This window comes from Streptomyces sp. YS-3, assembly GCF_045257485.1.
GTDB lineage: Bacteria > Actinomycetota > Actinomycetes > Streptomycetales > Streptomycetaceae > Streptomyces.
The window spans coordinates 1-12,848 of sequence record NZ_JBJHPC010000160.1; the positions used below are offsets into that span (position 1 = coordinate 1).

Below are 12,848 nucleotides of genomic sequence, written 5' to 3' on the forward strand. Positions count from 1 at the left end.
GCTGGGGGCTCGGGCGGGAGCGTTACGCCCTGCGGGGGCACCGGCCCGGGCCGGAGCGTTACGCCTTGCGCAGGCGGAACGTCAGCGACAGCCCCTCGTCCGTGAACGGAGCGCCGTACGCGTCGTCCGCCGCCCCGGACGCGTAGTCCGTCGCGAGAACCTCCTCCGCGATCAGCTCCGCGTGCGCGGACAGCGCCGAGGCGACCTCCGCGTCCGTCGACTCCCACCGCACCGCGATCCGGTCCGCCACATCCAGCCCGCTGTTCTTGCGCGCCTCCTGGATCAGCCGGATCGCGTCCCGGGCCATACCCGCCAGCCGCAGCTCCGGCGTGATCTCCAGGTCGAGGGCGACCGTCGCGCCCGAGTCGGACGCCACCGACCAGCCCTCACGCGGCGTCTCGGTGATGATCACCTCGTCGGGGGCCAGCACCACCCGCTCGCCGCCCACCTCGACCGACGCCTCGCCGGTGTCCCGCAGGGACGCCGACAGCGCCGCCGCGTCCGCCGCCGCGACCGCCTTGGCCACGTCCTGGACGCCCTTGCCGAACCGCTTGCCCAGGGCACGGAAGTTCGCCTTGGCCGTGGTGTCGACCAGCGAGCCGCCCACCTCGGAGAGCGACGCCAGGGACGAGACGTTCAGCTCCTCCGTGATCTGCGCGTGCAGCTCCGGCGAGAGGGACTCGAAGCCCGCCACGGCAACCAGCGCGCGCGACAGCGGCTGGCGCGTCTTGACGCCCGACTCCGCGCGCGTGGCGCGGCCCAGCTCCACCAGCCGCCGCACGAGCAGCATCTGCTGCGACAGCGTCGGGTCGATCGCCGCCGCGTCCGCCTTCGGCCACGACGACAGGTGCACGGACTCCGGCGCGTCCGGCGTCACCGGCACCACCATGTCCTGCCACACCCGCTCGGTGATGAACGGCGTGAGCGGCGCCAGCAGCCGCGTCACCGTCTCCACCACGTCGTGCAGCGTGCGCAGCGCCGCCTTGTCGCCCTGCCAGAACCGGCGCCGCGAACGGCGCACGTACCAGTTGGACAGGTCGTCCACGAAGGAGGAGAGCAGCTTGCCGGCGCGCTGCGTGTCGTACGCCTCCAGGGCCTGCGTCACCTGCTCGACCAGCGTGTTCAGCTCGCTCAGCAGCCAGCGGTCCAGGACCGTGCGCTCCGCCGGGGCCGGGTCGGCCGCGCTGGGCGCCCAGTCGGACGTACGCGCGTACAGCGCCTGGAAGGCCACCGTGTTCCAGTACGTGAGGAGCGTCTTGCGGACGACCTCCTGGATGGTGCCGTGGCCCACGCGGCGCGCCGCCCACGGGGAGCCGCCGGCCGCCATGAACCAGCGCACCGCGTCCGCGCCGTGCTGGTCCATGAGCGGGATGGGCTGCAGGATGTTGCCCAGGTGCTTGGACATCTTGCGGCCGTCCTCGGCGAGGATGTGGCCCAGGCAGACCACGTTCTCGTACGACGACTTGTCGAAGACCAGCGTGCCGACCGCCATCAGCGTGTAGAACCAGCCACGGGTCTGGTCGATGGCCTCGCTGATGAACTGCGCCGGGTAGCGGCTCTCGAACAGTTCCTTGTTCTTGTACGGGTAGCCCCACTGCGCGAACGGCATCGAGCCCGAGTCGTACCAGGCGTCGATCACCTCGGGGACGCGGACCGCCGTGTGCGAGCAGCCCTCGGCCGTGCAGGTGAAGGTGATGTCGTCGATGAACGGGCGGTGCGGGTCCAGCTCGCTCTGGTCGGTGCCCGACAGCTCGCTGAGCTCGGCGCGCGAGCCGACGCACGTCAGGTGGTCGTCCTCACAGCGCCAGATCGGCAGCGGGGTGCCCCAGTAGCGGTTGCGGGAGAGCGCCCAGTCGATGTTGTTGTTCAGCCAGTCGCCGAAGCGGCCCTGCTTGACGGAGTCCGGGAACCAGTTGGTCTTCTCGTTCTCCCGCAGCATCGCGTCCTTGACGGCGGTGGTGCGGATGTACCAGGACGGCTGCGCGTAGTAGAGCAGCGCGGTGTGGCAGCGCCAGCAGTGCGGGTAGCTGTGCTCGTACGGGACGTGGCGGAAGAGCAGGCCGCGCTCGGCCAGGTCGGCGGTCAGCTTCTCGTCGGCCTTCTTGAAGAAGATGCCGCCGACCAGCGGGACGTCCTCCTCGAAGGTGCCGTCGGGGCGGACCGGGTTGACGACCGGCAGGCCGTACGCCTTGCAGACCAGGAGGTCGTCGGCGCCGAAGGCGGGGGACTGGTGGACCAGACCCGTACCGTCCTCGGTCGTCACGTACTCGGCGTTCACCACGTAGTGCGCGGGCTCGGGGAACTCGATGAGCTCGAAGGGGCGCTGGTAGGTCCAGCGCTCCATCTCGGCGCCCGTGAAGGTCTGCCCGGTGGCCTCCCAGCCCTCGCCGAGCGCCTTCTCCAGCAGCGGCTGGGCGACGACCAGCTTCTCGTCACCGTTGGTGGCCACCACATAGGTCACCTCGGGGTGGGCCGCCACGGCGGTGTTGGAGACCAGCGTCCACGGCGTGGTCGTCCACACCAGGAGCGCCGCCTCGCCCGCGAGGGGGCCGCCGGTCAGCGGGAAGCGGACGAAGACCGAGGGGTCGACGACCGTCTCGTATCCCTGCGCCAGCTCGTGGTCGGACAGGCCGGTGCCGCAGCGGGGGCACCAGGGGGCGACCCGGTGGTCCTGGGTGAGCAGGCCCTTGTTGAAGATCTCCTTCAGGGACCACCAGACGGACTCCACGTACTCGGGGTCCATCGTCCGGTAGGCGTCGTCCAGGTCGACCCAGTAGCCCATCCGGGTCGTGAGCTCGGCGAAGGCGTCGGTGTGGCGGGTCACCGACTCGCGGCACTTGGCGTTGAACTCGGCGATGCCGTACGCCTCGATGTCCTTCTTGCCGTTGAAGCCGAGCTCCTTCTCGACGGCGAGCTCGACCGGCAGGCCGTGGCAGTCCCAGCCGGCCTTGCGGGCCACGTGGTAGCCCTGCATGGTCCGGAAGCGGGGGAAGACGTCCTTGAAGACGCGGGCCTCGATGTGGTGGGCGCCCGGCATGCCGTTGGCGGTCGGCGGGCCCTCGTAGAACACCCACTCGGGGCGGCCCTCGGACTGCTCAAGGCTCTTGGTGAAGACCTTCGCCTCGCGCCAGAAGTCGAGCACGGCGTGCTCCAGCGCGGGCAGGTCGACCTGGGCGGGCACCTGGCGGTACTGCGACATCCGTTCATCCTCCGGCGGATCGTCGTACGTTTCCGTCGGAGGGACGAGAGCTGCGGCCGTCCTACGGCCCCGCGCTCCCGCGGTACCACCCTCCTTGGCGGTGTACGGGACACCGCCCCCTCATTGGGGTCGCGAAGCCGGTTCTACTCGCACCCGGGGGTGCTTTCTTCCGGCGGCTCCGGGGTGATCTTCACATCGCGCTCGCCTCCGGGCTCCCACCGTCCCCGGATCGCTCTTGGCTGCGTACGACGCTACTCGTCCCATTCACGCCTCTCGCTGCGCCCAGTGTAAGGGCCCGCACCGACAGCGGCCGACCGGATATCCGGCGGGGCCGCGCCGGGGCCGCCACGGGCGCGTGCATGACCCGAATGGGCATACGGGGCCGGACGGGGTCCGGCGGCGCCCGTGGGGCGGATTACGGGCCGGAGAGCTGGGCACAACGGATGCAGGTTCGTCTCCGGGCACGTCGGGTGGGGGCGGACCGGCGGCGTGCCCCGTTGCCGCGGGCCTGGGGTCGATTTATCGTCCCAGCACGATGCGCGAGCAAGATCACAATATGTGAAGGGGCCGCGGCCATGGTGGCAGGGAAGACCGCGTTGGCGTCCGAGGACGCAGTGGAGTCCGCGGCCACGGAGAGCGCGTCCGCGTCCCGGGGGCGGGCGGCGTCCGGGGGGCCGGCGGCGGCCGGGAAGAAGACGGCGACCGGGAGGAAGACCGCGGCCAAGAAGGAGGCGGCCTCGACGAAGGCCCCGGCCGGGAAGGCGGCGGCGAAGAAGGCGGCGGCGAAGAAGACGGCTGCCAAGAAGACCGTGGCCAAAAAGGCCGTGGCCGATGAGACCGGTACGAAGAAGGCGGCGGCCAAGAGGGAGGCGGTCAAGGAGGCTCCGGCCAAGAAGGCGGCGGCCAAAAAGACCACGGCCAAGAAAGCTCCCGCCAAGAAAACCGCAGCCGAGGAGGCCCGTGCCGAGAGGGCCGCGATGAAGGAAGCCGTGGCCGAGAATCCCGTGGCCGAGAAAGCCGCCGTCGACAACGCGGCCCCGGCCAAGAAGGCTGCCACCAAGAAGACGGCGTCGGCCGACAAGGCTGCCGCCAAGAAAACCGCGTCCGCCCACGAGGCTGGCGCCAACAAGGCGGCGGCGGCCAAGAAGGCCACCGCTTCGAAGACCGCGTCAGCTGACAAGGCTGCCGCCGAGAAGAGGGTGGCCGCCAAGAAGGCTGCCGCCAAGAAAACCGCGTCCGCCCACGAGGCTGGCGTCAAAAAGACGGCGGCGGCCAAGAAGGCCACCGCTTCGAAGACCGCGTCAGCCGACAAGGCTGGCGCCAAGAAGACGGCGGCGGCCAAGAAGACCGCCGCTACGAAGACCGCGTCGGCCAAGAAGGTCGGTGCCGCTAAGACCGCGTCAGCGGGTAAAGCTGCCGTCGGGGCAGTGAAGACGGTCGCCACGGCGGCCCAGGGGGCGGCCGAGGCCGCGGAGCAGAGGGGAACCGAGAACGTGGTTGCCAAGAACACGGCCGGCGAGGCCGCGGCCAGGAAGTCCACGGCGGCGTCGGCCGTACCGAAGGCCCGCGCGGTCGTCGCCGGGGTGCCCGGTGAGCTGCCGGTGCGGCCCGGGGAGGACCCCTGGACGCCCGAGGAGGTCGGTGAGGCGCGTACCGAGCTGACCGGCGAGGTCCTGCGGCTGCGGGCCGAGATCGAGGCCTCCGAGGCCGCCCTGAGCGGGCTGATGCGGGACTCCGGGGACGGCGCGGGCGACGACGACGCCGACACCGGGACCAAGAACATCACCCGCGAGCACGAGATGGCGCTCGCCGCCGTCGCGCGCGAGATGCTGGAGCAGACCGAACGGGCGCTGGAGCGGCTCGACGCCGGGACGTACGGCTACTGCGAGGTCTGCGGCAACCCCATCGGCAAGGCGCGGATGCAGGCCTTCCCGCGCGCGACCCTCTGCGTGGAGGACAAGCAGAAGCAGGAACGCCGGGGCTGAGTCCGTACGCGTGTGTCGTACGCTCGTCCCCAGTCAGGTACCTAGGGTTGAGGGACTCACGTGGCAGAGGCGGAGCGCATCATCGGTACGCCGGACGTAGAAGGGCCCGACGGGGCCGCGGCTCCCGGCGAGCGGCCCAGGGGCGGGCGCAGGATCGCCGTCCTGTTCGCGGTGGCGCTCTTCGCGTACCTGCTCGACCTCGGCAGCAAGATGCTCGTGGTGGCCAGGCTGGAGCACCACGAGCCGATCGACGTCGTGGGCGACCTGCTGAAGCTGGAGGCGATCCGCAACCCGGGCGCCGCGTTCGGCATGGGCGAGGCCTTCACCGTGATCTTCACGGTGATCGCGGCGACGGTGATCCTCGTGATCGTCCGGCTGGCCCGCAAGCTCTACAGCCTGCCGTGGGCCATCGCGCTCGGACTGCTGCTCGGCGGCGCGCTCGGCAACCTGACCGACCGGATCTTCCGCTCCCCGGGCGTCTTCGAGGGCGCGGTCGTCGACTTCATCGCGCCCGCCCACTTCGCCGTCTTCAACCTGGCCGACTCCGCGATCGTCTGCGGCGGCTTCCTGATCGTGATCCTCTCGTTCCGGGGTCTGGACCCGGACGGAACGGTCCACAAGGACTGATCCCGGCCCGCGTGAGGACGGGGATGTCGGTGGGGCAAGGCATACTCGACGGGTGAGTACGTTTCCCGAGGTCCGCACCCTGCCCGTTCCCGACGGCCTGGAGGGCGAGCGCGTCGACGCCGCCATCTCCCGTATGTTCGGGTTCTCCCGGACGAAGGCGGCCGAGCTCGCCGCGGCCGGGAAGGTCCAGGTCGACGGCTCGGTGGTGGGCAAGTCCGAGCGGGTCCACGGGGGCGCGTGGCTGGAGGTCGAGATGCCCCAGGCGCCCGCGCCGGTGCAGATCGTGGCCGAGCCGGTCGAGGGCATGGAGATCGTGCACGACGACGACGACATCGTCGTGATCGTGAAGCCGGTCGGTGTCGCCGCCCACCCCAGCCCGGGCTGGACGGGGACGACGGTCATCGGCGGCCTCGCGGCGGCCGGGTACCGGATCTCCACCTCCGGCGCCGCCGAGCGCCAGGGCATCGTCCACCGCCTCGACGTCGGCACCTCGGGACTGATGGTCGTCGCCAAGTCCGAGCGGGCGTACACGTATCTGAAGCAGCAGTTCCGCGAGCGCGTTGTGGACAAGCGCTACCACGCCCTGGTGCAGGGCCACCCGGACCCGATGAGCGGCACGATCGACGCGCCCATCGGCCGCCACCCCAACCACGACTACAAGTGGGCGGTCACGGCCGAGGGCAAGCCGTCGGTGACGCACTACGACCTGATCGAGGCGTTCCGGGCGGCGTCGCTGCTCGACATCAAGCTGGAGACGGGCCGCACCCACCAGATCCGGGTGCACATGTCCGCCCACCGCCACCCGTGCGTGGGCGACCTGACGTACGGCGCGGACCCCACGATCGCCAAGCGGCTCGGTCTGACCCGGCAGTGGCTGCACGCGGTGCGGCTCGGCTTCGAGCACCCCTCGGACGGCGGCTGGGTCGAGTTCGAGAGCGGCTACCCGGACGACCTCCAGCGCGCGCTGGACGTGATCCGGGCGGAGAGCGAATGACGCCGTAGGCGTCCGGGGCCCGGCGGACTGTGCGATCGGCCACGCACGGCCCGCGGGTCGACGCCCGGGCGGGAGCCGCGTGGCAGGCTGGAGGTTCTTGATCGCCTCGCCTCCGGAGGGCCTTCGTGGACCAGCTCGCCCTGATGTTCGTGCTTCTGCTCGGAGCCGTGGTCACGGTTCCGGTCGGAAACCGGCTGGGGCTGCCCGCGCCGGTTCTGATGACGCTCCTCGGCGGTGTCCTCGCCCTCCTGCCGTTCGTCCCGAACGTCGACGTGCCGCCGGACTTCATCCTTCCGCTCGTGCTGCCGCCGCTGCTGTACGCCTCCGTCCAGCGCACCTCCTGGCGGCAGTTCGCCGCCAACGTCCGGCCGATCCTGCTGCTCGCGGTGGCCCTGGTGTTCGTCACCACGGCCGCCGTGGCGGCCGTGGCGCACGCCATCGTGCCGGGCCTGCCGATCGCCGCGGCCGTCGCGCTCGGCGCCCTCGTGGCGCCGCCCGACCCGGTCGCCGCCACCGCCGTCGCGGGCTCGCTCGGACTGCCCCGGCGGCTGGTGTCGATCCTGGAGGGCGAGGGGCTCTTCAACGACGTCACCGCGATCGTGCTCTACCACGTGGCGATCGCCGCGGCGGTCAGCGGCGACTTCTCCTGGCCGGACGCGGTGGGCAAACTGGTGCTCTCCGCCGTGGTGGCGGTCGTGGTCGGTCTGGTCCTGGGCTGGACCGCCAACAAGCTGATGGGGCTGCTCGACGACGCCACCCTCCAGATCGGTCTGACGCTCCTCGTGCCGTTCGTCGGCTATGTGCTGGCCGAGGAGTTCGGCGGTTCGGGGGTGCTGGCGGTGCTCACCCTGGCGCTGTTCCTGGCCGAGCACGCGGTGGACGCCGACGACGTCCAGGGACGCCTTGCCGGGGCCACCTTCTGGCAGGTCGTCGACACCCTGGTGACCGGGATCGCGTTCGGGCTCATCGGTCTCGAACTGCACAACGTGTTCGGCACCGCCACCGGCCGCCTCGGCGAGATGGCGGGCTGGGGCGCGGTGGTGGTCGGGGTCGTCGTCGGCGTACGGCTGCTGTGGCTGCTCCCCGCCACCTGGCTCGCCAAACGGCTGCACACGCGCCGGGACTACGACGAGGAGATCCCCACCACCTGGCGGGAGACCATCGTCATGTGGTGGGCGGGGATGCGCGGGGTGGCCTCCGTCGCGCTCGCCCTCGCCATCCCGTTCACGACCGAGGACGGCTCGCCCTTCCCCGCCCGCGACGAGATCGTCTTCATCGCCTTCTGCGTGATCATGGCGACCCTGGTGATCCAGGGGCTCACCCTGCCGTCCCTGGTGCGCCGGCTGGGCGTCCAGGCCGACACCGACGCCGAGCGGGCGCTGGAGCGCGCGCTGGCGGTCCGCGCGGCCAAGGCGGCCAAACGGCGACTGCGGGAGATCGAGGACGTGGAGGAGCTGCCCGAGGAGGTCATGGAGCAGCTGGTGCGGCGGGCCTACGACGTGGGGGCGCGGCTCAGCCCGGACATGGTCGACGAGGAGCGTCGTGAGGCGTACGCGAAGCGGGTCGAGCGGCTGCGGACCGTTCAGCGGATCCAGCGCGAGATGATGTCGGCGGCCCGGCACGAGGTGCTGTCGGCGCGCAGCGAGCCCGGCGCCGACCCCGAGATCGTGGACCGCGTGCTGCGCCAGCTGGACGTGCGCAGCCTGAAGTGAGGGGCGGGGGGCGCCGCCCCCCGCCCGGCGGTCATATCCGGTCGGTGTTGATGCGTGGCAGCGACTCCGGGTGGTGGTCGTGGAGCCAGGCCACCATCTCCTCACGGACGGCGCAGCGCACCGTCCAGAGGTCGCCGGAGTCCTGAGCGGTGACCGTGGCGCGCACCACGATCGTGGACGGCGTGGTGTCGGTGACGGCGAGGTCGCCCGATCGGCCGTCCCAGGCGGAGCACTCCTTCAGGATGTCGGTGAGTTTCTCGCGCATCAGGGCCACCGGGGCCGCGTGGTCCAGGTGGAAGAAGACCGTGCCGGTCATCTGCACACCGCCGCGCGACCAGTTCTCGAACGGCTTGCTGGTGAAGTACGACACAGGCATCGTCAGCCGGCGCTCGTCCCAGGTGCGTACGGTCAGGAACGTCAGGGTGATCTCCTCGACCGTGCCCCACTCGCCGTCCACCACCACCGTGTCGCCTATCCGCACCATGTCGCCGAACGCGATCTGCAGCCCGGCGAAGAGGTTGCCGAGCGTCGACTGGGCGGCCACACCGGCCACGATGCCGATGATGCCGGCGGAGGCGAGGATCGAGGTTCCGGCCGTCCGCATCGCCGGGAAGGTCAGCAGCATCGCGGCGACCGCGACGACGCCCACGATGGCCGTCACCACGCGCTGGATCAGCGTCACCTGCGTACGGACCCGGCGGACCCGTGCCGCGTTGTGCGCGGAGGCCGCGTAGCGCGCGTACGACGCCTCGACGACCGCCGTCGCGATCCGCACCACCAGCCACGCGCTCGCCCCGATGAGGACGAGCGAGAGGGTCTGGCCGAGGCCGGCCCGGTGGTCCTGGACGGGCGCCCATTTGATCTGGAGGTAGGTCCCTCTCAGCAGGGCGGTGAGGACGACGACCTGCAAGGGAAGGCGGCAGCGGCGCAGCAGGCCCCACAACGGGGTCTCGCTGTGCCGGGCATCGGTCTGGCGGAGCAGTCGGTCGGCCAGCCACACGAGGGCCAGCGTGAGCACGACCGAGCCACCGATGACGATCAACGGGCGCAGTACGTTCTCCATGCCCTCGACCGTAACTGGCACCATGGCCTCATGAACATCATGCTCTTCCATTCCGCCTATGGCCTGCGTCCCGCCGTGCGGGAGGCGGCCGACCGGCTGCGCGCCGCCGGACACCTGGTGCACGTGCCCGATCTGTACGACGGGCGCACCGCCGGGACGGTGGAGGAGGGCATGGCGATCCGGGACGGGATCGGCAACGACGAACTGCTGAAGCGGGCGGTCGTGGCCGCCGCGCCGCACTCGGACGAGGGCCTGGTCTACGCCGGGTTCTCGCTCGGCGGCTCGCTCGCCCAGACCCTGGCGCTCGGCGACGAGAAGGCCCGTGGCCTGCTGCTCTTCCACGGGACCGCGGACATCGCCGAGGACGCCTCGGTGGACGAGCTGCCCGTACAGCTGCACGTGGCGGACCCGGACCCGTTCGAGACGCATGACTGGCTGAACACGTGGTACCTGCGGATGGGCAGGATCGGCGCCGACGCGGAGGTGTACAGATACCCGGGTGCCGGGCACCTGTACACCGATCGCGAACTGCCGGACTACGACGAGGCGGCGGCGGAGCGGAGCTGGACCACCGCGCTCGCCTTCCTCGCGTCGCTGTAGCGCGCGGGGATCAGACCACCGGCGATCAGACCACCGGCGAGTAGACCCGCTCGGCCTTCTGGCTGCCGTTGAGCGTCCGGTACGAGCGGGTCCACGAGGACGTGGCGTCCTGCTTGCGCTTGTCGGACACCACGTAGTAGTCCATCTGCGAACGCTGGGCGTCGACGTCGAGGACGCCGTAGCCGTGCGAGTCCATGTCGACCCACTTCACATGGCGGTTGGCGGCCTTGATGGCCGCCGCCGCGACCAGCGACACGGTGTGCGGGGCGACGTGGAGCATCTCGTCGAGGTTGTCGGAGGTGACCGAGGTCACCACGAACTCGGTGCCCGCCGACTTCGACAGCGGGTAGGTGCCCGCCTTGACGGGTACGTCGTTGGCCCACGCCATGTGGATGTCGCCGGTGAGGAAGACGGTGTTCTTGATGCCGTTGTCGACCAGGTGGCCCAGGAGCTCGCGGCGGTCGTCCGTGTAGCCGTCCCACTGGTCGACGTTGATGGCGATGCCCTCCTTGGGAAGGCCCAGCAACTCCGCCAGCGGCGCGGTCAGTTCGGCCGGCAGCGCGCCGAAGGCGACCGGGGAGATCATCACGGAGGTGCCGACCAGCTGCCAGGCGGCGTTCGAGGCGGAGAGCCCCGACTTGAGCCAGTCCAGCTGGGCGCGGCCGGTGATGGTGCGCTCGGGGTCGTCCACCTTGCCGCTGCCCACGCTCGCCTGCTGCGAGCGGAAGGAGCGCAGGTCGAGCAGGTGCAGATCGGCCAGCTTGCCGTAGCGGATGCGCCGGTAGGTGGTGCCCGCGATGGACGGGCGGACCGGCATCCACTCGAAGTAGGCCTGCTTGGCGGCGGACACGCGCGCCGCCCAGTCGCCCTCGGTACCGGGCGTGTGGTTCTCGGCGCCGCCCGACCAGGCGTCGTTGGCGAACTCGTGGTCGTCCCAGATCGCGATGACCGGGTGGGCCTGGTGCATCGCCTGGAGGTCGGCGTCCGTCCTGTACTTGCCGTGCCGGGTGCGGTAGTCGGCCAGGTCGAGGATCTCGTGGACCGGCTCGTGCTGCCGTACGACGTACTTCGCCTCCGGATAGGCGCCCGAGGCGTATTCGTAGATGTAGTCGCCCAGGTGCAGCACCGCGTCCAGGTCGGCCCGTGCGGCGAGATGACGGTAGGGGGAGAAGTAGCCCGACTCCCAGTTGGCGCAGGAGACCACGCCGAAGCGGACGTTGGCGGCTGCCGCGTCCGTGGCGGGGGCGGTCAGGGTCCGGCCGACGGCGGACGGGACGCCGCCCGCGGTGAACCGGTACCAGTAGGCGGTCGCCGGGCGCAGGCCGCGCACATCGGCCTTGACGGTGTGGTCGGAGGCGGCGGTGGCGGTCGTGCGGCCCTGGGCCACGATCCGCGCGAATCCCTTGTCCTCGGCTATCTCCCAGGTGACTTCGGTGTCCGGGCCCTTGCCGGAGCCCGGCACCGCGTCGGGAGCGGGGGTGACCCGGGTCCACAGCAGGATGCCGTCGGGCAGCGGGTCGCCGGAGGCGACGCCGTGCAGGAAGGCGGGGGCGGGAGCGGAGTCCGCGGCGGCGGCGGTCGCGCCGGCCACCAGGGGCGCGGCGACGACGGCGGTGGCGGCAGCGGCCTTGACGACCGTGCGGCGCGTGGGGGTTGAGGTGAATCGACTGGTCACAGCCGGACACCTTACTGATGGGTAGAGCGAACGGGCAGCCTCGCGGCAGATGTTTGTCCGCCCGTTCGCTCGCGGCCACCTGACCCCGTGTCGGGGCCGGGTGGCCGCGGCGGGTCCCCGAAGGGCCTCAGCCCTTCAGGGCCTTGTCGACGGCGGCGGTGAACGCGGCCGGGTCCTGCGGGGCGTTGTCGCTGCCCGCGCCGGTGATCTTCTTGCCGTCCATCTTCAGGGTCGGCGTCGCGGTCACCCCGCTGTCGTCGAACTTCTTCGACATGGTGAGCGCCCACTTGTCGAACGTGCCGTCCTGCACGTCCTTCTGGAACTTGGCGTTGCCCTTGAGCGCCGGGACGCTGTCGGCGACCTGGAGCAGGTAGTCGTCCTTGGCGAACTTGTCGCTGGTCTCGGCCGGGTGCCACTTGGCCGAGTAGAGCTGCGCCTTGTACTCCATGAACGCCTCGGGGCTCACGTTGAGCGCGGCGCCCAGCGCGCTGAGCGCGTTCTTGGAGCCGGTGCCCGGGCTGCCGTTGTCGATGAAGGTGGCGCCGATGAACTGGACCTTGTACTTGCCCGCGTCGACGTCCTTCTTGACCGTGGAGCCGACCTGCTGCTCGAAGACCGAGCAGACCGGGCAGCGCGGGTCCTCGTACATCTCCAGGGTCTTCTTGGCGGTGGGCTTGCCGATGACGACGGTGGTGCCGTCGGTGCCCGTGGTGTTGGCGGGCTTGACCAGCGTCTTGTCCTTGGCCGCGTCCCACTCGCCGGGCTTGTTGGCCTGCATGACCGCGTAACCGACACCGCCCGCTATCGCGAGGACGCCGACGATCGAGGCGGCCACGACCACCTGGCGGCGCACCTTGTCCTTCTTGGCCTGGCGCTCGCGCTCCAGTCGCAGCCGCTCACGGGCGGCTGCCTTGTTGGCCTGGCTGTTGCGCTTGCTCATGATCGTTTTCTCCGTGTGGCAGGTAGGGCAGGTGAGAAGTACGGGGGCCCGGG

General features: G+C 70.9%; 9 protein-coding genes. 5 read left to right on the forward strand and 4 right to left on the reverse strand.

Annotated elements, in window-relative coordinates:
• Positions 1–58: 58 nt before the first annotated feature.
• Positions 59–3,199, reverse strand: a complete 3,141-nt coding sequence (ileS, locus tag ACJA3G_RS15695) for an isoleucine--tRNA ligase (RefSeq protein ID WP_406553590.1) — start codon at positions 3,197–3,199, stop codon at positions 59–61.
• A gap of 575 nt (positions 3,200–3,774) precedes the next feature.
• On the opposite strand from ileS, the gene ACJA3G_RS15700 reads away from it, so the two are divergent.
• From ACJA3G_RS15700 to ACJA3G_RS15715, 4 genes are all read left to right on the forward strand, one after another.
• The gene (locus tag ACJA3G_RS15700) at positions 3,775–5,184 is read left to right on the forward strand and encodes a TraR/DksA family transcriptional regulator (protein ID WP_406553591.1); all 1,410 of its coding nucleotides are present in this window, start codon (positions 3,775–3,777) and stop codon (positions 5,182–5,184) included.
• Positions 5,185–5,244: 60 nt separating this feature from the next.
• Positions 5,245–5,811 (forward strand): signal peptidase II, encoded by a 567-nt coding sequence (gene lspA, locus ACJA3G_RS15705; protein WP_406553592.1) that lies wholly within the window; start codon positions 5,245–5,247, stop codon positions 5,809–5,811.
• A gap of 52 nt (positions 5,812–5,863) precedes the next feature.
• Complete coding sequence (locus ACJA3G_RS15710; protein WP_406553593.1) at positions 5,864–6,805, forward strand: RluA family pseudouridine synthase; 942 nt, start codon at positions 5,864–5,866, stop codon at positions 6,803–6,805.
• Between the two features lie 125 nt (positions 6,806–6,930).
• Positions 6,931–8,517 (forward strand): Na+/H+ antiporter, encoded by a 1,587-nt coding sequence (locus ACJA3G_RS15715; protein ID WP_406553594.1) that lies wholly within the window; start codon positions 6,931–6,933, stop codon positions 8,515–8,517.
• A gap of 31 nt (positions 8,518–8,548) precedes the next feature.
• Here ACJA3G_RS15715 and ACJA3G_RS15720 read toward each other — a convergent pair whose 3' ends face one another.
• On the reverse strand, positions 8,549–9,580 hold the full coding sequence (locus ACJA3G_RS15720) for a mechanosensitive ion channel family protein (RefSeq protein WP_406553595.1): 1,032 nt from the start codon (positions 9,578–9,580) through the stop codon (positions 8,549–8,551).
• Between the two features lie 30 nt (positions 9,581–9,610).
• Between ACJA3G_RS15720 and ACJA3G_RS15725 the strand changes: the two genes are divergently transcribed.
• Positions 9,611–10,180: a dienelactone hydrolase family protein gene (locus ACJA3G_RS15725; RefSeq protein ID WP_406553596.1), complete on the forward strand. Its 570-nt coding sequence runs from the start codon at positions 9,611–9,613 to the stop codon at positions 10,178–10,180.
• A 25-nt stretch (positions 10,181–10,205) separates the two neighbouring features.
• On the opposite strand, the gene ACJA3G_RS15730 is transcribed toward ACJA3G_RS15725, so the two are convergent.
• On the reverse strand, positions 10,206–11,855 hold the full coding sequence (locus tag ACJA3G_RS15730; protein WP_406553597.1) for an alkaline phosphatase D family protein: 1,650 nt from the start codon (positions 11,853–11,855) through the stop codon (positions 10,206–10,208).
• Positions 11,856–11,982: 127 nt separating this feature from the next.
• Positions 11,983–12,795, reverse strand: coding sequence for a thioredoxin domain-containing protein (locus ACJA3G_RS15735; protein ID WP_406553598.1), 813 nt, complete (start codon positions 12,793–12,795; stop codon positions 11,983–11,985).
• Positions 12,796–12,848: the final 53 nt, after the last annotated feature.